General features: G+C 66.1%; 24 protein-coding genes and 1 pseudogene. 12 read left to right on the forward strand and 13 right to left on the reverse strand.

Annotated features, from left to right (window positions below):
- Window positions 1-26: 26 nt before the first annotated feature.
- The 4 genes from ACJ7Z0_RS15480 to sucC all read right to left on the reverse strand — a co-directional run bounded on the left by ACJ7Z0_RS15480 (window position 27) and on the right by sucC (window position 3,719).
- Window positions 27-833, reverse strand: coding sequence for a Stp1/IreP family PP2C-type Ser/Thr phosphatase (locus ACJ7Z0_RS15480; RefSeq protein ID WP_434790524.1), 807 nt, complete (start codon window positions 831-833; stop codon window positions 27-29).
- A gap of 26 nt (window positions 834-859) precedes the next feature.
- Window positions 860-1,546, reverse strand: coding sequence for a YjbE family putative metal transport protein (locus ACJ7Z0_RS15485; RefSeq protein ID WP_434790525.1), 687 nt, complete (start codon window positions 1,544-1,546; stop codon window positions 860-862).
- Window positions 1,547-1,648: 102 nt separating this feature from the next.
- Window positions 1,649-2,542 carry a succinate--CoA ligase subunit alpha gene (gene sucD / locus ACJ7Z0_RS15490; protein ID WP_434790526.1) on the reverse strand — a complete coding sequence of 298 codons (894 nt, stop codon included), beginning with the start codon at window positions 2,540-2,542 and terminating at the stop codon, window positions 1,649-1,651.
- Between the two features lie 10 nt (window positions 2,543-2,552).
- On the reverse strand, window positions 2,553-3,719 hold the full coding sequence (gene sucC, locus ACJ7Z0_RS15495; protein ID WP_434790527.1) for an ADP-forming succinate--CoA ligase subunit beta: 1,167 nt from the start codon (window positions 3,717-3,719) through the stop codon (window positions 2,553-2,555).
- A gap of 205 nt (window positions 3,720-3,924) precedes the next feature.
- Here sucC and argC point away from each other — a divergent pair, with 205 nt between their 5' ends.
- Entirely contained in the window at window positions 3,925-4,848 is a 924-nt protein-coding gene (gene argC, locus ACJ7Z0_RS15500; RefSeq protein WP_434790528.1) for an N-acetyl-gamma-glutamyl-phosphate reductase, read from the forward strand.
- Window positions 4,849-4,876: 28 nt separating this feature from the next.
- Here the strand turns inward: argC and ACJ7Z0_RS15505 are convergent, their stop codons facing one another.
- The 4 genes from ACJ7Z0_RS15505 to recA form a co-directional block, all read right to left on the reverse strand.
- Window positions 4,877-5,605, reverse strand: coding sequence for a hypothetical protein (locus ACJ7Z0_RS15505; RefSeq protein ID WP_434790529.1), 729 nt, complete (start codon window positions 5,603-5,605; stop codon window positions 4,877-4,879).
- Window positions 5,606-5,728: 123 nt separating this feature from the next.
- Window positions 5,729-6,127, reverse strand: a complete 399-nt coding sequence (locus tag ACJ7Z0_RS15510; protein ID WP_434790530.1) for an SRPBCC family protein — start codon at window positions 6,125-6,127, stop codon at window positions 5,729-5,731.
- Window positions 6,128-6,134: 7 nt separating this feature from the next.
- Entirely contained in the window at window positions 6,135-6,605 is a 471-nt protein-coding gene (gene recX, locus ACJ7Z0_RS15515) for a recombination regulator RecX (RefSeq protein ID WP_369654095.1), read from the reverse strand.
- A gap of 53 nt (window positions 6,606-6,658) precedes the next feature.
- Window positions 6,659-7,777, reverse strand: coding sequence for a recombinase RecA (gene recA / locus ACJ7Z0_RS15520; RefSeq protein ID WP_434790531.1), 1,119 nt, complete (start codon window positions 7,775-7,777; stop codon window positions 6,659-6,661).
- 146 nt (window positions 7,778-7,923) lie between these two features.
- On the opposite strand from recA, the gene ACJ7Z0_RS15525 reads away from it, so the two are divergent.
- From ACJ7Z0_RS15525 to ACJ7Z0_RS15535, 3 genes are all read left to right on the forward strand, one after another.
- Window positions 7,924-8,412 (forward strand): MarR family winged helix-turn-helix transcriptional regulator, encoded by a 489-nt coding sequence (locus ACJ7Z0_RS15525; RefSeq protein WP_434790532.1) that lies wholly within the window; start codon window positions 7,924-7,926, stop codon window positions 8,410-8,412.
- Between the two features lie 72 nt (window positions 8,413-8,484).
- Entirely contained in the window at window positions 8,485-9,159 is a 675-nt protein-coding gene (locus ACJ7Z0_RS15530; protein ID WP_431126395.1) for a response regulator, read from the forward strand.
- Between the two features lie 38 nt (window positions 9,160-9,197).
- Entirely contained in the window at window positions 9,198-10,643 is a 1,446-nt protein-coding gene (locus ACJ7Z0_RS15535; protein ID WP_434790533.1) for a sensor histidine kinase, read from the forward strand.
- Window positions 10,644-10,665: 22 nt separating this feature from the next.
- On the opposite strand, the gene ACJ7Z0_RS15540 is transcribed toward ACJ7Z0_RS15535, so the two are convergent.
- The 3 genes from ACJ7Z0_RS15540 to ACJ7Z0_RS15550 are packed head-to-tail and all read right to left on the reverse strand — an operon-like array spanning window position 10,666 to window position 12,391.
- Window positions 10,666-10,863, reverse strand: a complete 198-nt coding sequence (locus ACJ7Z0_RS15540; RefSeq protein ID WP_369654091.1) for a sporulation protein — start codon at window positions 10,861-10,863, stop codon at window positions 10,666-10,668.
- A gap of 8 nt (window positions 10,864-10,871) precedes the next feature.
- On the reverse strand, window positions 10,872-11,693 hold the full coding sequence (locus tag ACJ7Z0_RS15545; protein ID WP_434790534.1) for a biotin--[acetyl-CoA-carboxylase] ligase: 822 nt from the start codon (window positions 11,691-11,693) through the stop codon (window positions 10,872-10,874).
- Between the two features lie 2 nt (window positions 11,694-11,695).
- Window positions 11,696-12,391: an SET domain-containing protein gene (locus ACJ7Z0_RS15550; RefSeq protein ID WP_434790535.1), complete on the reverse strand. Its 696-nt coding sequence runs from the start codon at window positions 12,389-12,391 to the stop codon at window positions 11,696-11,698.
- A gap of 179 nt (window positions 12,392-12,570) precedes the next feature.
- On the opposite strand from ACJ7Z0_RS15550, the gene ACJ7Z0_RS15555 reads away from it, so the two are divergent.
- Both ACJ7Z0_RS15555 and ACJ7Z0_RS15560 read left to right on the forward strand, forming a co-directional pair.
- Window positions 12,571-15,519 (forward strand): DNA topoisomerase III, encoded by a 2,949-nt coding sequence (locus ACJ7Z0_RS15555; RefSeq protein WP_434790536.1) that lies wholly within the window; start codon window positions 12,571-12,573, stop codon window positions 15,517-15,519.
- A 70-nt stretch (window positions 15,520-15,589) separates the two neighbouring features.
- The gene (locus ACJ7Z0_RS15560) at window positions 15,590-15,772 is read left to right on the forward strand and encodes a hypothetical protein (protein WP_434790537.1); all 183 of its coding nucleotides are present in this window, start codon (window positions 15,590-15,592) and stop codon (window positions 15,770-15,772) included.
- A 12-nt stretch (window positions 15,773-15,784) separates the two neighbouring features.
- Here ACJ7Z0_RS15560 and ACJ7Z0_RS15565 read toward each other — a convergent pair whose 3' ends face one another.
- On the reverse strand, window positions 15,785-16,672 hold the full coding sequence (locus tag ACJ7Z0_RS15565; protein ID WP_434790538.1) for a gamma-glutamyl-gamma-aminobutyrate hydrolase family protein: 888 nt from the start codon (window positions 16,670-16,672) through the stop codon (window positions 15,785-15,787).
- 127 nt (window positions 16,673-16,799) lie between these two features.
- Here ACJ7Z0_RS15565 and ACJ7Z0_RS15570 point away from each other — a divergent pair, with 127 nt between their 5' ends.
- From ACJ7Z0_RS15570 to ACJ7Z0_RS15595, 6 genes are all read left to right on the forward strand, one after another.
- Window positions 16,800-17,855 carry a sugar phosphate isomerase/epimerase family protein gene (locus tag ACJ7Z0_RS15570; protein WP_434790539.1) on the forward strand — a complete coding sequence of 352 codons (1,056 nt, stop codon included), beginning with the start codon at window positions 16,800-16,802 and terminating at the stop codon, window positions 17,853-17,855.
- Between the two features lie 389 nt (window positions 17,856-18,244).
- On the forward strand, window positions 18,245-18,511 hold the full coding sequence (locus tag ACJ7Z0_RS15575; protein ID WP_434792673.1) for a DUF6566 family protein: 267 nt from the start codon (window positions 18,245-18,247) through the stop codon (window positions 18,509-18,511).
- A 61-nt stretch (window positions 18,512-18,572) separates the two neighbouring features.
- Window positions 18,573-18,845 (forward strand): translation initiation factor IF-1, encoded by a 273-nt coding sequence (gene infA / locus ACJ7Z0_RS15580; protein WP_015867950.1) that lies wholly within the window; start codon window positions 18,573-18,575, stop codon window positions 18,843-18,845.
- An 85-nt stretch (window positions 18,846-18,930) separates the two neighbouring features.
- A complete protein-coding gene (gene dbpA / locus ACJ7Z0_RS15585) occupies window positions 18,931-20,382 on the forward strand; it encodes an ATP-dependent RNA helicase DbpA (RefSeq protein ID WP_434790540.1) in 1,452 nt (483 codons plus the stop codon).
- A gap of 92 nt (window positions 20,383-20,474) precedes the next feature.
- Window positions 20,475-20,645 (forward strand): hypothetical protein, encoded by a 171-nt coding sequence (locus ACJ7Z0_RS15590; protein WP_434790541.1) that lies wholly within the window; start codon window positions 20,475-20,477, stop codon window positions 20,643-20,645.
- An 88-nt stretch (window positions 20,646-20,733) separates the two neighbouring features.
- Window positions 20,734-21,054: a hypothetical protein gene (locus tag ACJ7Z0_RS15595; protein WP_434790542.1), complete on the forward strand. Its 321-nt coding sequence runs from the start codon at window positions 20,734-20,736 to the stop codon at window positions 21,052-21,054.
- 48 nt (window positions 21,055-21,102) lie between these two features.
- Here the strand turns inward: ACJ7Z0_RS15595 and ACJ7Z0_RS15600 are convergent.
- Window positions 21,103-21,779 (reverse strand): annotated as a pseudogene (locus ACJ7Z0_RS15600) (GntR family transcriptional regulator).
- Window positions 21,780-21,785 lie beyond the last annotated feature (6 nt).

Genomic DNA, 21,785 nt, shown 5'->3' on the forward strand with positions numbered 1-21,785 from the left:
GCGACGGGTGTCGCCAAGGCCTGCAACTAGACGGCTCCAGGCGTGTCGTCGACACGCGCTTTTGCCAGAACAACTGAAATGTTATCTCGGCCGCCATTGTCGTTTGCAATTGCAACCAAAAGTGAGGCTTTCTGCCGGAGCCCGATATCGTGGCTCAAAAGCGTGAAAAGCTGCGCATCGGTGATCATCTCGCTGAGCCCGTCGGAGCACAGCATGTAGAGATCGTCAGGCCTTGCCGTGTGCTCATGCATTTCGAGCAGGACCTGGGGCTCCACGCCCATCGCGCGCGTCACCAGGTTGCGGTGGGGCGAGTTCAGGGCTTCTTCGGCGGTGATGGCGCCCGCATCGAGCTGCTGCTGCCGCAGCGAATGGTCGCGCGTGAGCTGCTCGAGCTTGTTGTTGCGAAGCCGGTAGCAGCGCGAATCGCCGATGTGGCCGACCACCACGCGCTGCGGCCTGAAGGCGGCCAGCACCAGGGTCGTTCCCATGCCTTGCACTTCGGGGTTGGTCATGCCGGCCTCGAAGATGGCTGAATTCGCCTCGTCGGTGGCGGCCTGCAATGCGCGCCGGATCACCCGGGCGGGCGCCTGCGAGCCGGCCTGTGCGTACCAGCGGGCGAAGCTGGCATGCACCATCGTAACGGCCATGGCGCTTGCCACCTCGCCGCCCTTGTAGCCCCCCATGCCGTCGGCCAGCACGGCGAGACCGCGTGCCGGGTCCACCTTGAGGTCGTCCTCGTTGTGGGCCCGGGCGCGCCCGACGTCGGTCAGGGCCGCGAACTCCCAGCTCAGCGAGGGCCGATTGGAAAAGAGGGACGCGCCGACGCTCGCCATGTCTTACAAGCGCGAGCGCGTCGCCATCAGTGCCCCGCAGCGGCGCGCGCACGCCGTTGCAGCAAGCGGCCCGCGGCCACCACGAACAGGGCGCCGGCAGCGGCGGCGGCGTAGTGCAGCCACGGGTTGGCAACCAGCGCGCCCTGAAGCGACACGTCGCCAGCAATGGTTTCGCCGCCAACCCAGCCGATCAGGGCGGCGCCCAGCATGACGATGATCGGAAAACGTTCCATAAGCTTGATCATGAGCGTACTGCCAAAAATCACCAGCGGAATGCTGATGGCCAGGCCGAGCACCAGCAGCACCATGCTGCCCTGGGCCGCAGCGGCCACCGCAATCACGTTGTCCAGGCTCATGACCAGGTCGGCCAGCAGGATGGTACGCACGGCCGCCATCATGCCGCCGTATTCCTTGGCCTCGCCGCCACCCTCTTCTTCTTCGCCCAGCAGCTGCAGGCCGATCCACAGCAGCAGCAGGCCGCCGAGGATCTGCAAGTAGGGCAGCGCAAGCAGCTTGGCCGCGACGATGGTCAGCACGATCCGCAGCACCACGGCTGCGCCCGAGCCAAACAGCACGGCTCTTTGCTGCTGCGCAGCCGGCAACGAGCGGGCAGCCATGGCAATCACCACGGCGTTGTCGCCCGAAAGAATGATGTTGATCCAGACAATCTTGACCAGGCCGATCCAGAAATCGGTGCTTTGAAGGAGTTCCATGCCTCTTGTTCCACTGTGTTGTAGTGAAAAAAGCGCCCGCAAGATTTGCGGGCGCTTTTTTCTTTTTGCGTGGTGCGCAGGAGAGGAGCGCCGCTGCGGTTTTTAGAGCTGTGCCTTCAGCAGCTTGGCCAGTTCCGAGAAGTTGCGCGTGACGGTGAAGCCGCACTCTTCCATGATGGCGAGCTTGGCATCGGCCGTGTCGGCGCCGCCCGAGATCAGCGCGCCGGCGTGGCCCATGCGCTTGCCGGGAGGGGCGGTCACACCGGCGATGAAGCCGACCACCGGTTTCTTCATGTGCTCTTTGCACCAGCGGGCTGCGTCGGCTTCGTCGGGGCCGCCGATTTCGCCGATCATGATGACGGCGTCGGTGTCCGGATCGTCGTTGAAGGCCTTCATCACGTCGATGTGCTTCAGACCGTTGATCGGGTCGCCGCCAATGCCGACTGCCGACGATTGGCCGAGGCCGATTTCGGTCAGCTGCGCCACGGCTTCATACGTCAGCGTGCCCGAGCGCGAGACCACGCCGATGCGGCCCTTGCGGTGGATGTGGCCGGGCATGATGCCGATCTTGATTTCGTCGGGCGTGATGAGGCCGGGGCAGTTGGGGCCCAGCAGCAAGGTCTTCTTGCCGCCGGCCGCTTCCTTGGCCTTCATCTTGTTGCGCACTTCGAGCATGTCGCGAACCGGAATGCCTTCGGTGATGCAGATCGCCAGGTCCAGGTCGGCCTCGACGGCTTCCCAGATGGCGGCGGCTGCGCCTGCCGGCGGCACGTAGATCACCGACACGGTGGCGCCGGTTTGCGAGGCGGCGTCCTTCACCGAACCGAAGATCGGGATGTTGAAGATCGACTCGCCGGCCTTCTTGGGGTTCACGCCCGCGACGAAGCAGTTCTTGCCGTTCGCGTATTCCTGGCACTTTTCGGTGTGGAACTGGCCGGTCTTGCCGGTAATGCCTTGCGTGATGACTTTGGTGTCTTTGTTGATGTAGATCGACATGACTTGTTCCTTAGGCCTTTTTCACTGCTGCGACGACCTTCTGGGCCGCGTCCGCCATGGTGTCGGCGCTGATGATGGGCAGGCCCGAATCGGCCAGCAGCTTCTTGCCTTCGACTTCGTTGGTGCCCTTCATGCGCACGACCAGCGGCACTTGCAGGTTCACGGCCTTGCAGGCTGCGATCACGCCGGTGGCGATGGTGTCGCACTTCATGATGCCGCCGAAGATGTTGACGAGGATGGCCTCGACGTTCTTGTTCTTCAGCATGATCTTGAAGGCTTCGGTGACCTTCTCGGGGGTGGCGCCGCCGCCCACGTCCAAAAAGTTGGCCGGCTCGCCGCCGAACAGCTTGATGGTGTCCATGGTGGCCATGGCCAGGCCGGCACCGTTCACCAGGCAGCCGATGTTGCCGTCCAGGCTGATGTAGGCCAGGTCGAACTTCGAGGCTTCCACTTCGGCCGCGTCTTCTTCGTCGAGGTCGCGCAGGGCCACGATTTCGGGGTGGCGGAACAGCGCGTTGCTGTCGAAGTTGAACTTGGCGTCCAGCGCCATGACGTTGCCCTTGCTGTCACGGTTGAGCGGGTTGATCTCGACCAGCGAGGCGTCCGTCTCCATGTAGCAGGCGTAGAGCTTCTTCAGGATGTCGACCGTTTGCGCGGTCGAGTCGGCCGGCATGCCGATGCCGTCGGCGATCTGCTTGGCTTGCGCGTCGGTCAGGCCTTCCTTGGGGTCGGCGAACACCGTGATGATCTTCTCGGGCGAGGAGTGGGCCACTTCCTCGATGTCCATGCCGCCTTCGCTCGAAGCGATGAACGCGACCTTCTGGGTCGCGCGGTCGGTCACGGCCGAAACGTAGTATTCCTTGTTGATGTCGGCGCCATCTTCGATGTAGAGGCGGCGCACCTTCTGGCCTTCGGGGCCGGTCTGGTGAGTCTTGAGCTGCATGCCGAGGATCTCGCCGGCGAGCTTCTTGACGTCTTCGATGGATTTCGCGACCTTGACGCCGCCACCCTTGCCGCGGCCACCCGCGTGGATCTGGGCCTTGACGACCCAGACCGGGCCTCCAAGTTTCTGGGCGGCCTCGACCGCCTCCTGAACCGTATAGGCCGGGATGCCGCGCGGCACCGGCACGCCGAACTTGGCAAGGATTTCCTTGCCTTGGTACTCGTGAATCTTCATGAGGGATGTCTCTCGGAAGGAGGAAGTTGAGAACGGGAGATCTGGGGTCTGAGGCGTCTTTGGCTCTGTTGCTCGCGGGCGACGGCAGCCTGACGGCTGGGGGCGGCGAACAACCGCGGACTGTATCATGGTGCGCCGCACCAATCCCGACGTGTCCTTGCGGTCAATACGTACTTTCTTCTAGCCACACTACGCATACTCCGATATGGCCAAGGTTTTCATCGACGGCGAAGCCGGTACCACCGGCCTGCAGATTCGCGAACGGCTCCAGACGATGCCGCAGATCGAACTCGTGAGCATCGCGCCCGAGCTGCGAAAAGACGTGAACGCCAAGCGCGAGCTGATGGCCGGCGTCGACCTCGTGGTGCTGTGCCTGCACGACGACGCCGCCCGCGAATCGGTGGCGCTGATCGACCAGTTGCAAGGCAAGAAGCCCAAGATCATCGACGCCTCCACCGCGCACCGCGTGGCGCCCGGCTGGGTGTTCGGCTTTCCCGAACTCGCCGAGGGCCACTGGCAGGCCGTGGCCAAGGCCGACCGCGTCGGCAACCCCGGCTGCTACGCGACCGGCGCCATCGCCATGGTGCGGCCGCTGGTCGACGCCGGCCTGCTGCCCGCCGACTTCCCGATCTCGCTGCCTTCGGTCAGCGGCTATTCGGGTGGCGGCCGGGCCATGATCGAGGACTACGAGAGCGGCAAGGCGCCGCTTTTCGAGACCTACGCGCTCGGCCTCAAGCACAAGCACATCCCTGAAATCATGAAGTACACCGGCCTCACCCGCCGGCCGGTCTTCATTCCTTCGGTGGGCAACTTCAAGCAGGGCATGCTCGTGCAACTGCCGCTGCACCTCGACCTGCTGCCCGGCAAGCCGAAGTCCGGCGACCTGCACGACGCCCTGGCTGCGCACTACGCCAGGAGCAACACGCCCGAGCAGTTCGTCAAAGTGCTGCCGCCCACCGAGGACGGCAAGCTCGACGCGCTGGCGCTGAACGACACCAACCAGCTCGAGATCCGCGTGTTCCCGAACGAGGACCACCGCCACGCCGTGGTGATCGCGCGCCTGGACAACCTCGGCAAAGGCGCCAGCGGCGCCGCGGTGCAGAACCTGAAGCTGATGCTGGCGCTCTGAGCGCCAGCCGTTTGCAATTCGCCTCGGTTCAGTTGACGAGCCAGAGGCCCACGCCCAGCAGAACGGCGTGCGCGCCCAGCGCAATGTAGAGCGGCTTGCGCGATGGCGTCGACATCTCCTGCAAGGTCTCGTTGATGCGGCGCGTGAGCAGCGCGCGCAAGGCCGGGTCTTGCGCAGCACCCTCCGCTGCCACCGGCTCTCCGTGCGCCGCACGGCCTTGCTGCCATTCGGCCAGCATGTCGCTCATCGGCAGCCGGTTGAGCACAAAGCCGACCACCGAGCGCACGGCCTTGCCTTCGCCCAGAACCGGCGCAAGCTGCTTGCTCAAGGCATCGACCGACAGCCAGTCGGCGGCGCGCTGCAGCGTGCCGTGGGTACGGGGCATGGATTCGATGCGGCCCGCGATCGCACCGGCCAGGCGCTCGGACACGGCCTCGCCGCGCGCGGCCACCAGGTGCTGCATCGCCTTGGCTCGGCCTTGCTGCACACCCAGCATCACGTAGACGACAACGAAAAGAAGCAGCAGCACCGCGACCAGCAGCGGCGGCGACGTGACCAGCGCAAGCACCGCGCCGGCGCCGCCCGCGCGTGCCGCCGTGTTGCCGGGGCCGTGCAGCTGGCCCAGGTAATAGAAGAAAGCGCCGCCGCCGAGAATCAGCGCGAGCAGGCCGCCCTTGATGACCGAGCCGACGAAAGCGGCCCCGGCCTTGGCGCCCGTGCGCACGAGCGACGGCTGACCAGCAGGTCCTGAAGACATGGGATTTCCTCCTCCGAAGTTTTGTGAAGGCGGTCCTCGCACGGGACCGGCCGGCGCCGATCATGCCATCGGGTTGGGCCCACAGCACGGCGCCGGCTGGCGCGCGGCAATGTGGCCGGCGATTCAGCCGGCTTCGAGCAGGTGCCGCAGCGACTGCAAGTCGCGCGCGATCCACCCGGCATCGCGCTCGAAGGCCGCATCGTCCATGTGCGGCTGGCGCAGCAGCGTGAACTGCAGCTCGCAAATGCCCGGCGCGACGCCGATCACGCGGAACGGCAGATAGATTTCGGGCACGCCTTCGGGCGCCACCCAATGGTCGAGCACGCCGAAATCGTTGGCGGGTGCGAAGCGCAGGCGGGCTTCGCCGTCGGGCGTCGTGGCCATCCAGTGATCGCCATGAGGGACCAATGTGCTCTTGGCCAGGCCGCTGGCCCAGTCGGGCAGCCGCGCCGGCTCGGAGGCCAGCGCATAGGCGCGGCGCCAGTCGCAGGCCACGCGCTGCGTGACGACGCGGGACTGCACGGCATCTTCATTCGCTTGATTCGTCGTTGTCGGCATCGAAATCGCTCCTGAGTACCTTGGCCACCACGGCGCCCGAAAAACCGCGCGCCAGCAGAAACCGTGTTTGCCTGGCGCGCTCCTTCGCATCAGCGGGGGGCGCGTCGAAACGGCGGCGCCAGAGGGCCGTGGCGCGCTCCACTTCGGTATCTTGCAGGCTGGCCACGGCCGCTGCAATGGCGTCCGGCGCAATGCCCTTGGCCTGCAGCTCCTGGCGCACCCGCAAGGCGCCCGACCGGGCAGCGCGCTGGTTGAGCACCGAGGCCACCACGCGCGGCTCGCTGATGAAGTCCTTGGCGGCCAGCTCGTCGAGCGCGCGGGCCAGCGTGCCGGGTTCTTCTTCGTGCCGGGCCAGCTTGCGCTCCAGCTCGGCGCGCGAATGTTCGCGCTGGCTCAGGAGCCGTAATGCGCGGCCTTTGAGGGAGGGGGCGCCGAAAGCCATGCCTTATGGTCGCTTGCGCGGCCCCGCAGGAGGCCGCGTGTACTTGTGCTTGCTTACTCGCCCTTGTCGGCCTTCTCCGCCTTGGCCGCCTTCGCGGGCTTCTCGGCTTTTTCGGGCGCGGGGGCGCCGGCATCGGCCGCCAGCAGCGGAATGCCCAGCGACTCGCGCACCTTGTTCTCGATTTCGCGCGACAGCTCGGGGTTCTCGCGCAGGAACTCGCGGGCGTTGTCGCGGCCCTGGCCGATCTTTTCGCCGTTGTAGGCGTACCAGGCCCCCGACTTGTCGAGGATCTTGGCGGTCACGCCCATGTCGATGATTTCGCCTTCGCGGCTGATGCCTTCGCCAAACAGGATGTCGAACTCGGCCGTCTTGAACGGAGGGCTGACCTTGTTCTTCACCACCTTGACCTTGGTTTCATTGCCGATGGCCTCGTCGCCCTTCTTGATGGTGCCGATGCGGCGGATGTCCAGGCGCACCGAGGCGTAGAACTTCAGCGCATTGCCGCCGGTGGTGGTTTCGGGCGAGCCGAACATCACGCCGATCTTCATGCGGATCTGGTTGATGAAGATGACCATGCAGTTGGTCTTCTTGATGGTGGCGGTGAGCTTGCGCAGCGCCTGGCTCATCAGGCGGGCCTGCAGGCCGGGCAGCGAGTCGCCCATTTCGCCTTCGATTTCGGCCTTGGGCGTGAGCGCAGCGACCGAGTCGATGACGATCAGGTCGACGGCGCCCGAGCGCACCAGCGAATCGACGATTTCGAGCGCCTGCTCGCCGGTGTCGGGCTGGCTGATCAGCAGGTCGGACAGGTTCACGCCGAGCTTCTGGGCGTACTGCACGTCGAGCGCATGCTCGGCGTCGACGAAGGCGCAGGTGCCCGCCTGCTTTTGCATGGCGGCGATGACCTGCAGCGTGAGCGTGGTCTTGCCCGAGGATTCCGGGCCGTAGATTTCGATGACGCGGCCGCGCGGCAGGCCGCCCACGCCCAGCGCGATGTCCAGGCCCAGCGAGCCGGTGGAGACCACCTGGATGTCCTCGAGCGCCTCGCCTTCGCCGAGCCGCATGATCGTGCCCTTGCCGAACTGCTTTTCGATCTGGGCCAGTGCGGCCTGCAAGGCCTTGGCCTTTTCGCTGTTGGCGACCGAGATGCTTGCGCCCTTGACAACTGCGTCCATGTGGAAATCTCCTTGAAAATCAACGGTTTGTGTGTGACTGCCATCCATCTGCTTTTAATCACAGGCTGGATGCTTGAACAGTAGTGTAGGGGTTGATTGGTTTGAGTAAACCCATTTTTTGGTCAGTTTGCTTTACTATTTAGTCGATGGCCGAAACCGCTTTTCCAACCGATCCCGACGCCTGGCGGCAAACCCACCTGGGCCGCCTGCTGGGCCATGCGATGCGCCGCTTCGACGAGCGCGTGCTCGAACTCATGGCGCACGACGTCGACGTGCCGCTGGCGCTGTCGAACCTTGCCGCCCGGGCCCAGGTGAGCGCCGCGCACATCCACATCACGCGGCACCTGGCGCGCGAGGGTTCGCGCCTGACCGAGATGGCCGAGCGCGCCGGCATGACCAAGCAGGCCATGGGCGCGCTGGTGGACCAGTGCGAGGCGTGGGGCCTCGTCACGCGTGGGCCCGACCCGCTCGATGCGCGGGCGCGGCAGGTGCTTTTCACTGCCGACGGGCTGGCGTGGCTCGACGCCTTCCGCGGCGCGGTGACGCAGGCCGAGCGCGAATTCCGCGCCAGCGTCGGCAATGACGTTGCCACCGTGGTCACCATCGGCCTGGAAGCGTACACAGAGGAGGGCTAGACTCGGCCGGGAGAGACAGAGACATATGTGAACGCGGCGCCAGCGCGGTGCCCGAACGGCCGGAGGTGGCTCATGCGGATTCTGATTGCCGAAGACGACCAGGTGCTGGCCGATGCCCTGCTGCGCAGCCTGCGGACCTCGGGCGCGGCGGTCGACCATGTGGCGAACGGCTCGCAGGCCGATGCCGCGCTCATGACGCACAGCGAGTTCGACCTTTTGATCCTCGATCTCGGACTGCCCAACCTCCATGGCATCGAGATTCTGAAGCGCCTGCGCGCGCGCGGCTCGCAACTGCCCGTGCTGGTGCTCACCGCGGCCGACAGCGTGGAAGAACGCGTCAAGGGCCTGGACCACGGCGCCGACGACTACATGGCCAAACCCTTCAGCCTGCAGGAGCTCGAAGCGCGCGTGCGGGCGCTCACGCGGCGCGGCATGGGCGCCACCAGCAACACCATCCGGCACGGCCCGCTGGTGTACGACCAGGCCGGCCGGGTGGCCACCATCGACGGCAAGATGGTCGAGCTCTCGGCGCGAGAACTCGGCCTGCTCGAAGTGCTGCTGCAGCGCGCCGGCCGCCTGGTCAGCAAGGACCAGCTGGTGGAGCGCCTGTGCGAGTGGGGCGAGGAAGTGAGCCTGAACGCGATCGAGGTGTACATCCACCGCCTGCGCAAGAAGATCGAGAAAGGGCCAGTGCGCATCGCCACCGTTCGCGGCCTCGGCTACTGCCTGGAAAAAATCCAGCAATGACGCCCGGGCATGCCCGGCGGCTCGGGAGGCCGTAAGCCTTGAAACTGTTTCAGCGCGCCCAGCGCTCCCTGTTCGGCGAGATCCTCGACTGGATGCTCACGCCGCTGCTGCTGCTGGTGCCGGTGAGCATCGGCGTCACGTGGCTGGTGGCACAGGGCATTGCCAATGCGCCCTTCGACCGCGCGCTCGAATACAACGTGCAGACGCTGGCGCGGCTCGTCACGGTGCAGCAGGGCCAGACGCAGTTCGTGCTGCCGCAGCCGGCGCGCGAGATCTTGCGCGCCGACGGCGCCGACCGCGTCTACTACCAGTTGCTCGACAGCCACGGCAAGCTGCTCAGCGGCGAGCCCGACGTGCCCCACCCCAACACCGACGAGCCGCCGGTCACCGGCGTGGTCACGCTTCGCAACGGCGAAATGCGAGGCAAGCAGGTTCGCGTGGCCTCGCTCTGGCTGGCCGACGGCAACGACGATTCGGCCCCGGCCCTGCTGCAGGTGGCCGAGACGCGCGAGAAGCAGTCGGTGCTGGCCACCGAAATCATCAAGGGCGTGCTGCTGCCGCAGTTCGCCATCCTGCCGCTGGCCGTGCTGCTGATCTGGCTGGCGCTGGTGCGCGGCATCAAGCCGCTGTCGGTCGTGGAGGCGCGCATCCGCGAGCGGCGCCCGGGCGACCTGAGCCCGCTCGACGAGTCGTCGGTGCCGCTCGAGGTGGTGCCGCTGGTGTCTTCGGTCAACGAGCTGCTCGACAAGCTCAACGATTCGATCCACACGCAAAAGCGCTTCCTGGCCGACGCAGCGCACCAGCTCAAGACGCCGCTCGCGGGCCTGCGCATGCAGGCCGACCTGGCCCAGCGCGAAGGCGCCAACGCCGACGAACTCAAGAAGTCGCTCAAGCAGATCGGCCGCGCGAGCGTGCGCGCCACCCACACGGTGAACCAGCTGCTTTCGCTGGCGCGCGCCGAAAGCACCGGCGCCGGCACCGGCCGCCAGCCCTGCGACCTGGCACGGCTCACCATCGAGGTGGTGCGCGAAGCGGTGCCGCGCGCCATCGAAAAGCGCATCGACCTGGGCTACGACGGCGCCGAGGCCGGCGCGCCCGGCGTGGTGATCGAAGGCAACCCGACCCTGCTGAAGGAACTGGCGCGCAACCTGCTCGACAACGCGATCAACTACACGCCATCGACCGCCGAGCGGCCCGGCGTGATCACCGCGCGCGTGCTGGCCGACCCCTTCGGCCACGTGGTGCTGCTGCAGGTGGAAGACAACGGCCCGGGCATTGCGGAATCCGATCGCGAGCTGGTGTTCGAGCCGTTCTACCGCGTGCTGGGTAACGAAGCCGACGGCTCGGGGCTGGGCCTGCCGATCGTGCGCGAGATCGCCAACCAGCACCATGCGCAGGTCAAGCTCGAAGACGCGCACCCGGGCCGGCAGCCGCCAGGCGCCCGCTTCACGGTGCGCTTCGCGGACGAAGAAGGAGCGCCCTGAGGCGCACAACGGACGCGCCCGGTCAGGGAGCGGCGCTGCTGCTCTTGCCGTCCTTGCGTATCTGGAGCCAGTCGGGATGAACCTGGCGCGCGAGGCGCTGCGGTTCGCGCTCGTTGAGGCTCGCGGGCGCCAAGCCAAAGCCGGCCAGATCGCCGCGCGACCACAGCCAGTAGCCGGCATTGGCAAGGAGCAGGGCAATCAGCACGAGGCGCAGTTTCATCGTGAATCTCAAAAGGCCATGCCGCGCGGACGCACGCTGACCTCGTCGCTCGAGATCATCTGCAGGCCGTCGGCCGTGCGCACCTGCAGTTCGCCGCCCCAGGCGACGCCCTCGCACAAGCCGACGCTGCCGTCGCTGAGCTGGACCTCGCGCCCCCGCAGCGCGTCGCGCGCGGCAAAGCGCTCGGCAAATGGCACGAAACCCTCGGCCTCGAAAACCTGCACGCCGCGCACCAGCGGTGCGGCCAGCTCGGCAAGCACCTCGGGCGCGGTGACGCCGGGGCGCCATTGGCGCAGCCACGCGGGCGGGGTGCGCATGCCCTCGGCTTCGCGCGGGCCGATGTTGATGCCGATGCCGATCACCAGGTAGCGCGGCACGGCCGGCCCCTCGGCACGGCCCACGTGCGGCATGGCGGTTTCGATCAGGATGCCCGCGAGCTTGCGGTCGTCCACCCACAGGTCGTTGGGCCACTTGAGCGCGACTTTCGCATCGCCCGAGGGGTCGAGGCTTTCGGCCACACTGACGCCCACGGCCAGCGAGAGGCCCGACCAGTCGCGCGGCGCAAGCGGCAGGCCCAGCGAGAAGGTGAGGGAAGCGGCGCCGTCTTCGCTTTGCTGCGCACTCTGCCAGGGCCGGCCGAGCCGGCCGCGCCCGGCGGTCTGGCGCTCGGCCACCAGCAGCACCGGCGGGGTGTGGCCGGCGCGCGCGCGGCGCATCAGCTCGGTGTTGGTCGAATCGATTTCGGCCACGGCCTCGATCGCAAAGCCGGGCAGCAGCGGCGCCACCGCCGCGGCAATCCGGTCTTCGAGCCAGGCGGTCTGGGTGCCCATGCTCAGCCCTTGCCGGCCTCGTCCTTCCTGGACTTCTTTTTTTCCGACTTCTTTTCGGCCTTCTTCTCGGCTTTTTTGTCCGCCTTTTTGGCTTCCTTTTTCTCGGCCTTTTTCTTCTCGGCCTTCTTTTTGGCCTTTTTCTTCTTTTTCTTTTCTTCGTCTTCGTCCTTGGGCGTCAGCAAGGTGCCGCGGCAACTCTCCGAGCCGCACCAGCAGGGAAACTCGGCCAGCAGCTTTGGCGTGTAGGGCTCGTCGATGATCAGGCCGTAGTCGTAGTTGAGCTCTTCTCCTGCAGCGATGTTTCGCAGCGCCTTGATATAAACGCGCCCATTGACCTCGTCGGCCTCGCAGTTCGGCTCGCAGGAATGATTGATCCAGCGGGCGGCGTTGCCGTTGACGTTGCCGTCGATCACACGCCCGTCGTCGATGTGGAAGTAAAAGGTGTGGTTCGGCTGGGCCGGGTCGTGCGGGTGGCGGCGCAGCGCCTCTTTCCAGTTGATGACCTCGCCCTTGTATTCGATCAGCGTCTCGCCTTCCGCCAGGTCCTGGACGGCGAACACGCCGTTGCCATGAACGGTGGAGCGCCGCGTCTGGATGCGGCGGCCGCTGGCCGGCCCAGAGGCAAGCCGTGCTTCCCCCTCGGGAGGGCGGAGGGCTTCCGTGTCGCGGCCGCCGGAAAGTGGGGATTTGGAAGGCATCGCCGAAGTCTGTTAGGTTGAATATGCACACATGCGCGTGTGCGCGTGCGCACGCGGGAAGCCGCAGATTGTATGTGGCCCCCACGCTCCCGCACTGCGTGTCGTCGCTGCCCCCGAGGGGGCCGCAGGCCGCCTTGAGGCGGCTCGGCGCCGGCCTGGGAACTCTTTTAGGAATGTTGATGAAGACTTTGGTAATTGCAGAAAAGCCGTCGGTGGCACAGGACATCGTCCGTGCGCTCACGCCGGTGGCCGGCAAGTTCGAAAAACACGACGAGCATTTCGAGAACGAGAGCTATGTCGTGACCAGCGCTGTCGGCCACCTGGTCGAGATCCAGGCGCCCGAGGAGTTCGACGTCAAGCGGGGCAAGTGGAGCTTCGCGAACCTGCCGGTGATTCCTCCGCACTTCGACCTGAAGCCGGTCGACAAGACAAAGACGCGCCTGAACGCCGTGGTCAAGCAGGCCAAGCGCAAGGACGTGACGCAGCTCATCAACGCCTGCGACGCGGGCCGCGAGGGGGAGCTGATCTTCCGCCTGATCGAGCAGTACGCGGGCGGCAAGACCGGCCTGAACAAGCCGGTGAAGCGCCTGTGGCTGCAGTCGATGACGCCGCAGGCCATTCGCGACGGCTTCGACGCGCTGCGCACCGAAAAGCAGATGCAGGGCCTGGCCGACGCCGCGCGCTCGCGCTCCGAAGCCGACTGGCTGGTGGGCATCAACGGCACGCGCGCCATGACGGCCTTCAATTCGCGCGACGGCGGTTTCTTCCTGACGACCGTGGGCCGGGTGCAGACGCCCACGCTGTCGGTGGTGGTCGAGCGCGAGGAAAAAATCCGCAAGTTCGTGAGCCGCGACTACTGGGAAATCCACGGCGTGTTCCAGGCCGAGGCCGGCCAGTACCCCGGCAAGTGGTTCGATGCCAATTTCAAGAAGCCGCCGCCGGGCCCCGACGGCACGGCCGACGCGGAGATTCGCGCCGACCGCGTGTGGAGCGAGCGCGAAGCGCGCGAGATCGCCGATGCGGCGCGCGGCAAGCCCGCCACCGTCACCGAGGAAAGCAAGCCCACCACCCAGGCCTCCCCGATGCTGTTCGACCTGACCTCGCTGCAGCGCGAGGCCAACGGCCGCTTCGGCTTCTCGGCCAAGACCACGCTGGCGCTGGCGCAAAGCCTGTACGAACGCCACAAGGCGCTGACCTACCCGCGAACCGATTCGCGCGCGCTGCCCGAGGACTACCTGCCGGTGGTGAAAGACACGATGAAGATGCTCGCCGACAGCGGCATGAAGCATCTCGCGCCTTTTGCGCAGCAGGCGGTCGACGGCAGCTACGTGAAGCCGAACAAGCGCATCTTCGACAACGCCAAGGTGTCGGACCACTTCGCCATCATTCCCACGCTGCAGGCGCCGAGCGGTCTCTCCGAGGCCGAGCAGAAGCTCTACGACTTCGTGGTGCGCCGCTTCATGTCGGTGTTCTTTCCGAGTGCCGAATTCCAGGTCACCACCCGCATCAGCACGGTGGAAGCCGGCGGCAGGAAGTACCCCTTCCGCAGCGACGGCAAGGTGCTGGTCAAGCCGGGCTGGCTGGCCATCTGGGGCAAGGAAGCGATCAACGACGACGACGAGAAGGACGGCAAGAACCTCGTCGTGGTGAAGCCGGGCGAAACGGTGAAGACCGAATCGGCCGACCTGAAGGCGCTGAAGACCCGGCCGCCGGCACGCTATTCGGAAGCCACGCTGCTCGGCGCCATGGAAGGCGCCGGCAAGACCATCGACGACGACGAGCTGCGCGAAGCCATGCAGGAGAAGGGCCTTGGCACGCCAGCCACGCGCGCCGCCACCATCGAAGGCCTGATCACCGAGAAATACATGCTGCGCGAAGGCCGCGAGCTGATTCCCACGGCCAAGGCCTTCCAGCTCATGACGCTCTTGCGCGGCCTGGGCGTGGAAGAACTCTCCAAGGCCGAGCTCACGGGCGAGTGGGAATACAAGCTCGCGCAGATGGAGAAGGGCGCGCTGAGCCGCGACGCCTTCATGCGCGAGATTGCCGAGATGACGGAGCACATCGTCAAGAAGGCGAAGGAATACGACCGCGACACCGTGCCGGGCGACTACACGACGCTGTCGACCCCGTGCCCCAACTGCGGCGGCGTGGTGAAGGAAAACTACCGCCGCTATGCCTGCACCGGCAAGTCCGGCACCGGCGAAGATGCCTGCGGCTTCTCGTTCGGCAAGTCGCCGGCGGGGCGCACCTTCGAAGTGGCCGAGGCTGAGGCGCTGCTGGCCAACAAGCACATCGGCCCGCTCGAGGGCTTCCGCTCCAAGGCCGGCTGGCCCTTCACCTCCGAGATCATCCTGAAGTTCGACGAGGAAGCGAAGAATTGGAAGCTGGAGTTCGACTTCGGCGACGACAAGAACGGCGACACCGGCGAGATCGTCGACTTCAGCGAGCAGGACACGGTGGGCCCGTGCCCGGTCTGCGGCGCGCCGGTGTTCGAGCACGGCAGCAACTACGTCTGCGAGAAGTCGGTGCCCACCAATGCGCAGCCGACGCCGAGCTGCACCTTCAAGACCGGCAAGATCATCCTGCAGCAGCCGGTGGAGCGCGCGCAGATGGAAAAGCTGCTCGCCACCGGCAAGACCGACCTGCTCGACAAGTTCGTGAGCATGCGCACGCGCCGCGCCTTCAAGGCCTTCCTCACCTGGAACGCCGAAGAGGGCAAGGTGACCTTCGAGTTCGCGCCGCGCGAAGGCGGCAGCAAGTTCCCGCCGCGCAAGACCTTCGGCAAGGCGCCGGCTGCCGGCAAGACCGCGGCGGCCAAGAAGGTGGCTGCGAAGAAGACGCCCGCTGCCAAGAAGGCGCCGGCCGCGAAGAAGGCCGCCGCACCGCGCAAGCCCGGCGCCGGCCTGAAGCCCAGCGACTCGCTGGCCGCAGTGATCGGCGCCGAACCGGTGGCGCGCACCGAGGTCATCAAGAAGCTCTGGGACTACATCAAGGCCAACGGCCTGCAGGACGCGGCCAACAAGCGCGCGATCAATGCCGACGCCAAGCTCAAGCCGGTGTTCGGCAAGGACCAGGTGACGATGTTCGAACTCGCAGGCATCGTGGGCAAGCACCTCTCGGCGCCGTAACTTCGTGCTACGGGCCGGAAAAAGCACCGGCCTATAGTGATCTCAGTCTCACCATTGCCTGGAGTTTTCCGTGAAGCCATTCATTGCAGCTGTTCTTGCCCTCGCGATGGGCGCCCTGGCAGCGGGCTGCGCCGGCACGGGGTCGGCGGGCAACACTGACCGCGCCACCTCGTCGTCCGGTAACGGCATCACGGTATTTGGCACCATCGATGCCGGCGTCAGCGGCAGCACGAACCGTTCCGACCGGCGCTAGCCAGTCGGTGTGTCAGCGCCGCAGCAGCGCCTGGCGCAGCACGCGCGCCGCGCGATCGCGGATGCGGCCTGATCCGGTATCGAGCGAGGTCTGAGGCGCCACCCTCGCGGTGGCGCAGGCCCAGAGAAAGTCGTGCAGGATGGGCGTGTCGTCCACGGTCTCGGTGCTGCCGTATTTGTGGAACTCGGGGTGCCACTGCGTGGCGGAGATGTAGCTGCGGCCCTTGTCGGTGCGGCGGCGAATGGCCTCGGGCACGCGGTCGGGCAGGCTCCAGGCCTCGACCTCGAAACCGGGTGCGAGATCTTTCACGCCCTGATGGTGAATGCTGTTGACCTTTGCAGTCTTCACCTCCGGATAGAGCTTGGCCAGGCGCGTGCCTTCGACGATCTCGATCTGGTGAAAATTCTGGTCGTAGGTCACCGGGTCGCGGTGCCGGATGGTTTCGGGATGGTCGTGCTGCGCCTCGATGTCCTGGTACAGCGTGCCGCCGAAGGCAACGTTGATGAGCTGCAGCCCGCGGCAGACGCCGAAGATGGGCTTGCCGGCCTGTTCGAAGGCTTCGACCAGCGCCAGGTCGTACAGGTCGCGAATGCGGTCGCCGACCCATGCATCCTTGAGCGGCTCCTCGCCGTAGCTGCCGGGCCAGACGTCGGCGCCGCCATGCATCACGACGCCATCGAGCCATTCGGCGTAGTGAGAGAGCTTGGTGTCGCCGCGCGCGGTTTCGCCCGTGGGGCAGGGCACCATCACCACCATGGCACCGGCCGACATGAGCCAGTGCGCGATGGACTGCTCGACGTACTGCAGCGTCTTGTTGGTGAACAGCGAGCGCGCCGGATCCGCATGGGAAAAGCAGGCAGACAGGCCGATCTTCAGCCGGGCGGAAACGGGTTGCGGCATCTCGGGACTGGCAGGACGTGCTGTGCGAAAAGGAAAGTCCATTTTGGCGCTTTGGCCTCTCGCACGGGGTCGGACGACACGCCAAGTATGCTTTCAACGCCGCTACGACCAAGAAGGAAGACAAGCCATGAAGACGATCAAGGGCCCGGCCATTTTTCTGGCCCAGTTCGCGGGAGACCAAGCCCCGTTCAACTCGCTCGACGCCATTGCCGGCTGGGCCGCCGGACTGGGCTACAAGGGCGTGCAGATCCCGAGCTGGGATGCGCGCCTGTTCGACCTCAAAAAGGCCGCCGAAAGCAAGACCTACTGCGACGAGATCAAGGGCACGCTGGCCGCGCACGGCCTCGAGATCACCGAGCTGTCGACCCATCTGCAGGGGCAGCTGGTCGCGGTGCATCCGGCTTACGACGCCGGCTTCGACGGCTTTGCGGCACCCGAGGTGCGCGGCGATCCGGTGCGGCGCCAGCAATGGGCCGTGGAGCAGTTGCACTTCGCGGCCAAGGCCTCGGCCAACCTCGGGCTCACGGCCCATGCGACCTTCTCGGGCGCATTGGCCTGGCCGTACCTTTACTCATGGCCACCGCGCCCGCCGGGACTCATCGAGGAAGCCTTCGACGAACTGGCGCGCCGCTGGCGCCCGATCCTCGATGCCTTCGATGCCGCGGGCGTGGACGTGGGCTACGAAATCCACCCTGGCGAAGACCTGCACGACGGCGTGAGCTACGAGATGTTCCTGGAGCGCGTGGGCAACCATCCGCGTGCCTGCCTGCTGTACGACCCGAGCCACTTCATGCTGCAGCAGCTCGACTACCTGGCGTACATCGACCACTACCACGAGCGCATCAAGATCTTTCACGTGAAGGACGCCGAGTTCAACCCGACCGGCAAGCAGGGCGTGTACGGCGGCTTCCAGAGCTGGATCAACCGGGCAGGGCGCTTCCGTTCGCTGGGCGACGGGCAAGTCGATTTCAGCGCCATCTTCTCGAAGATGGCGCAGTACGACTTCCCCGGCTGGGCGGTGCTCGAATGGGAATGCTGCATCAAGCACCCGGAAGACGGCGCACGCGAGGGCGCGGCCTTCATTGCCGACCACATCATCCGCGTGGCCGAGCGGGCTTTCGACGACTTCGCGGCGGGCGGCGTGGACGTAGCCGCGAACAAGCGGATGCTCGGCCTCGGCTGAGGCGCGCTGTTGAGCTATATCTTTAGTAGCACCAGACACTTGTTTGGCGGGGGTCTGGTGCCTAATTCACAGGTGCGTTGTTTTTAAGACAAGCAACTGTCATGCCCCGCGGGCTATAATGTCGGGTTCGTTTCGATACCACGACGAAGCACTTTTCGTCACTCCGCCGGCTGACCTGTACCGTCCCTTGGATTTTTCAGGCCTCTTTTTTCAAGCCGGCTTCACAGTGTGTTGGAGCGCCAGACCGGGCGCCCATGATTGCCACCACTGCCTTCGTTCTTGTTGAAGCGAATAGCGCGTCCGCCGCGCCGTTCTGGCCGGCCCACGCCCGTTTTCAATCATTTTTTCGGCATTTTGCGCACACTTTTCGCGCAGGGTGCCAAGGCTTCATGGACATCATTCAACACAGTATCGCGGTGGGCAAGTACCTTGTTTCCCCGCTCATTCGCCACCAGGACGACGGCAACTACGCCGCTTCCGTCTCGATCCGCTCCGGACGGGGCAGCGGCATGCACGACCGCGTGATGCGTTTCACGCCGCGCTTTGCCAGCCACGCCGCCGCGGTGCGCTACGCCATCGACCAGGGCCTTTGCTGGGTGCGCGAACGCAGCAGCCCTCTTGGCGTTGCCCCGCTCGCACTTCCGTGCGCAGGCTGAAACAATTACGCCCATCTTCATCTCCAACACACATCGAACGAGAATTCAGAGGTAATCACACATGCCCAAGGAAGAACTGATCGAAATGAACGGCGCAGTGACCGAAGTCCTGCCCGACTCGCGCTACCGCGTGACGCTCGACAACGGCCATCAGCTGATCGCCTACAGCGGCGGCAAGATGCGCAAGCACCACATCCGCATCCTGGCGGGTGACAAGGTGTCGCTCGAACTCTCGCCTTACGACCTGACCAAGGGTCGTATCACCTTCCGCCATCTGGAGCGCCGCGGCCCGCCGCCGACGAACTCCGGAAACAACAACGCACCTCGCCGCTGATCCGCGACGGACGAAGGGCCTTGCGGCGCCCCGCGAAGGGTGCCGGCAAGGCCTTTGTTTTTCCGGGTCCGGCTGCCGCCGAACGATGACCACGACCAATTCTCCAGCCGGCGGCTCCCCAGCCCAGGCCCCCGCCGACCACGGCTTTGCCACGCTGGCGCTCTCGCCCCAGATGCTGGCCAACCTCACGCAGCTCGGCTACACGCAGATGACGGCGATCCAGGCGGCCGCGCTGCCGCCGGCACTGCTCGGCAAGGACCTGATCGCACAGGCAAAAACCGGCAGCGGCAAGACCGCCGCCTTTGCGCTGGCGCTGCTCTCCAACCTCAACCCGCGCCGTTTTGCCATCCAGGCGATGGTGCTGTGCCCCACGCGCGAGCTGGCCGACCAGGTCACGACCGAAATCCGCCGCCTGGCGCGCGCCGAGGAAAACATCAAGGTGGTCACGCTCTGTGGCGGCGTCGCGCTGCGCGGGCAGATTGCCAGCCTGGAGCACGGCGCGCACATCGTGGTGGGCACGCCGGGCCGGATCATGGACCACCTGGAACGCGAGAACCTGAACCTCGAGGCGCTCAACACCCTGGTGCTCGACGAAGCCGACCGCATGCTCGACATGGGCTTCTTCGACGACATCGTGAAGGTGGCGCGCCAGTGCCCGAAGGAACGCCAGACGCTGCTGTTCTCGGCCACCTACCCGGAAGGCATTGCCAAGCTCGCGCAGCAGTTCATGAAGAGCCCCGAGCAGATCACGGTGCAGGCCCAGCATGAAGGCAGCAAGATCCGCCAGCGCTGGTACCAGGTGAAGGACAGCGAGCGGCTGCACACCGTGAGCCTGCTGCTCGACCATTTCCGTCCTGTGAGCACACTGGCCTTCTGCAACACCAAGCAGCAGTGCCGCGACCTCGTCGAGGTGCTGCAGGCGCAGGGCTTCAGCGCGATGGCGCTGTTCGGCGAACTGGAGCAGCGCGAACGCGACCAGGTGCTGGTGCAGTTCGCCAACCGCAGCTGCTCGGTGCTCGTGGCCACCGACGTGGCGGCGCGCGGGCTCGACATCTCGCACCTCGAAGCCGTGATCAACGTCGACGTGACGCCCGACTCCGAGATCCACATCCACCGCGTGGGCCGCACAGGCCGCGTGGGTCAGCAGGGCGGCTCGGAAGGCCTGGCGCTGAACCTGGCCAGCATGAACGAGATGGGCTTCGTCGGGAAGATCGAACAGCTGCAGGGCCGCGAGTCCGAATGGCACGACCTGGCCGAGCTCACGCCCGCCAAGGGCGCGCCGCTCACACCGCCGATGGCCACGCTGCAGATCGTCGGCGGGCGCAAGGAAAAAATCCGCGCCGGCGACGTGCTGGGCGCGCTGACCGGCGACTGCGGCTATGCCAAGGAGCAGGTCGGCAAGATCAACGTCAACGAGTACTCGACCTATGTTGCGGTGGACCGCAGCATTGCCGAAGAAGCCGCACGCAAGCTCGACAACGGCCGCGTGAAAGGCAAGAGCGTCAGGGTCCGCCTGCTGACACCGCAGTCGACCTGACACCCCTCCCACCCCTTTTTCGCCTCTTGGCATGTGAAATCTGCCGATGTGGCCTAATTGAGGGTCGAACATCTTTTTTATCCGAGCTTTCCATGCCCAAGAAAATCCGTACCGAAGCCGACCGTCTTGCCAGCCCGAAGCCGATCCCCATGCCCGGCTACACCGCGCCTCGCACCGGTGGTGGCCAAAAGGTCAGCCTGGAACGCGGCACCGCCACGCGCAGCAAGAAGAACCCGGGCAAGCGCCCCACCAAGGGCGGCTGATCCAGCCCCCACGGCTCTTTCTTCGGAGCCACGACGAACGCGCCTCCGGGCGCGTTTTGTCATTGGGCCCGCTACAAACAAGGCCGCCATGTCCGACGACAACCAGATCTTCATCCCGCCCTCGTTCTTCGCGGTTTATAGCGATGCGCGCCAGCGCCTCCTGGAGCCGATCGGCGTGGTGCGCGAGCGCTACGAGATCTGCGAAGACCTGGCCAACCATCTCGTGGGCCATGCGCAGATCCAGCACCACACCGAGGTGCCGGTCGAGAGCGAGATCCTGCGCCGCATCCACGCCGGCCTGGCCACGCCCGAAGCCGGCGTATCGGCGGCCGAGGCCGGCTGGATCGTGCAGCGGCTGGCCGAGCTGCTGGGCTGGCCCGGACCCGAGCCGGTACCGGCCGAGGATTGACGCGAAGGCGCGCCGCCCGGCCGCCGGTGCTGGCGAGGCCCCCCGGGCCTATTTGTCGATGATTTTTCGAGCGAACAGTTCGAGGTAGTCCATCAGACGATTGGCCCCGGCAGTGGCTGCCGCCTCGTTGCCGGTCGCGATGCCTTGCGCCAGTTCGAGGTGGGCATTCGCACCCTCGACGATCTCGCCTTCATGCTGGTAGGCGTACCAGAAGCGCCGGCACTGCACGATGAGCGGGGTCACCGCCTTCACCGCCGAATCGTTGTGGCTCGCCTGGTGGTTGACGAGGTCGAGCGCGCGGTCGGCCTGCATGTAGTCGTTCAGGTCGCCGCGGTGGGCGGCCTTCACCATCAGCTCGGCGCAGCGCACGATCTCCTTGCGCTGCAGCGCGGTGGCGCGGTGGCGCGGCGCGCGGAGCAGGCCGCAATCAGCAGTTCGAGCACGCGCCGGGTCTGGATCACGTCCAGGTGGTCGGCCAGGTCGATGGTCGACACCAGGAGGCCGCGGCGCGGCTGCTGCACGATGAGGCCGATCGACACCATGCGCATCAGCGCCTCGCGCACCGGCGTGCGGCCAAGGCCGGTGCGCTCGGCCAGGTCGGCTTCGACGATCTGGCTGCCGGGCTCCAGCTGCAGCGTGGAGAGCAGCGTCTCGATCGCGTCATAGGCGAGGTCGGCGGCCCGTCGTTTGGGCTGGGGGCGAGGCACGGTCTTCGGAGGGGCCATTGTTTT

The sequence above is a fragment of the Variovorax palleresanus genome (assembly GCF_051144945.1).
GTDB lineage: Bacteria > Pseudomonadota > Gammaproteobacteria > Burkholderiales > Burkholderiaceae_C > Variovorax > Variovorax paradoxus_S.

What these genes read in the sequence shown, in the direction of transcription:
- ACJ7Z0_RS15480 (WP_434790524.1), bottom strand. Translation starts at nt 833, where the DNA reads ATGGCGAGCGTCGGCGCGTCCCTCTTTTCCAATCGGCCCTCGCTGAGC.
- ACJ7Z0_RS15485 (WP_434790525.1), bottom strand. Translation starts at nt 1,546, where the DNA reads ATGGAACTCCTTCAAAGCACCGATTTCTGGATCGGCCTGGTCAAGATT.
- sucD (WP_434790526.1), bottom strand. Translation starts at nt 2,542, where the DNA reads ATGTCGATCTACATCAACAAAGACACCAAAGTCATCACGCAAGGCATT.
- sucC (WP_434790527.1), bottom strand. Translation starts at nt 3,719, where the DNA reads ATGAAGATTCACGAGTACCAAGGCAAGGAAATCCTTGCCAAGTTCGGC.
- argC (WP_434790528.1), top strand. Translation starts at nt 3,925, where the DNA reads ATGGCCAAGGTTTTCATCGACGGCGAAGCCGGTACCACCGGCCTGCAG.
- ACJ7Z0_RS15505 (WP_434790529.1), bottom strand. Translation starts at nt 5,605, where the DNA reads ATGTCTTCAGGACCTGCTGGTCAGCCGTCGCTCGTGCGCACGGGCGCC.
- recX (WP_369654095.1), bottom strand. Translation starts at nt 6,605, where the DNA reads ATGGCTTTCGGCGCCCCCTCCCTCAAAGGCCGCGCATTACGGCTCCTG.
- recA (WP_434790531.1), bottom strand. Translation starts at nt 7,777, where the DNA reads ATGGACGCAGTTGTCAAGGGCGCAAGCATCTCGGTCGCCAACAGCGAA.
- ACJ7Z0_RS15525 (WP_434790532.1), top strand. Translation starts at nt 7,924, where the DNA reads ATGGCCGAAACCGCTTTTCCAACCGATCCCGACGCCTGGCGGCAAACC.
- ACJ7Z0_RS15530 (WP_431126395.1), top strand. Translation starts at nt 8,485, where the DNA reads ATGCGGATTCTGATTGCCGAAGACGACCAGGTGCTGGCCGATGCCCTG.
- ACJ7Z0_RS15540 (WP_369654091.1), bottom strand. Translation starts at nt 10,863, where the DNA reads ATGAAACTGCGCCTCGTGCTGATTGCCCTGCTCCTTGCCAATGCCGGC.
- ACJ7Z0_RS15545 (WP_434790534.1), bottom strand. Translation starts at nt 11,693, where the DNA reads ATGGGCACCCAGACCGCCTGGCTCGAAGACCGGATTGCCGCGGCGGTG.
- ACJ7Z0_RS15550 (WP_434790535.1), bottom strand. Translation starts at nt 12,391, where the DNA reads ATGCCTTCCAAATCCCCACTTTCCGGCGGCCGCGACACGGAAGCCCTC.
- ACJ7Z0_RS15555 (WP_434790536.1), top strand. Translation starts at nt 12,571, where the DNA reads ATGAAGACTTTGGTAATTGCAGAAAAGCCGTCGGTGGCACAGGACATC.
- ACJ7Z0_RS15565 (WP_434790538.1), bottom strand. Translation starts at nt 16,672, where the DNA reads ATGCCGCAACCCGTTTCCGCCCGGCTGAAGATCGGCCTGTCTGCCTGC.
- ACJ7Z0_RS15570 (WP_434790539.1), top strand. Translation starts at nt 16,800, where the DNA reads ATGAAGACGATCAAGGGCCCGGCCATTTTTCTGGCCCAGTTCGCGGGA.
- ACJ7Z0_RS15575 (WP_434792673.1), top strand. Translation starts at nt 18,245, where the DNA reads ATGGACATCATTCAACACAGTATCGCGGTGGGCAAGTACCTTGTTTCC.
- infA (WP_015867950.1), top strand. Translation starts at nt 18,573, where the DNA reads ATGCCCAAGGAAGAACTGATCGAAATGAACGGCGCAGTGACCGAAGTC.
- dbpA (WP_434790540.1), top strand. Translation starts at nt 18,931, where the DNA reads ATGACCACGACCAATTCTCCAGCCGGCGGCTCCCCAGCCCAGGCCCCC.
- ACJ7Z0_RS15590 (WP_434790541.1), top strand. Translation starts at nt 20,475, where the DNA reads ATGCCCAAGAAAATCCGTACCGAAGCCGACCGTCTTGCCAGCCCGAAG.
- ACJ7Z0_RS15595 (WP_434790542.1), top strand. Translation starts at nt 20,734, where the DNA reads ATGTCCGACGACAACCAGATCTTCATCCCGCCCTCGTTCTTCGCGGTT.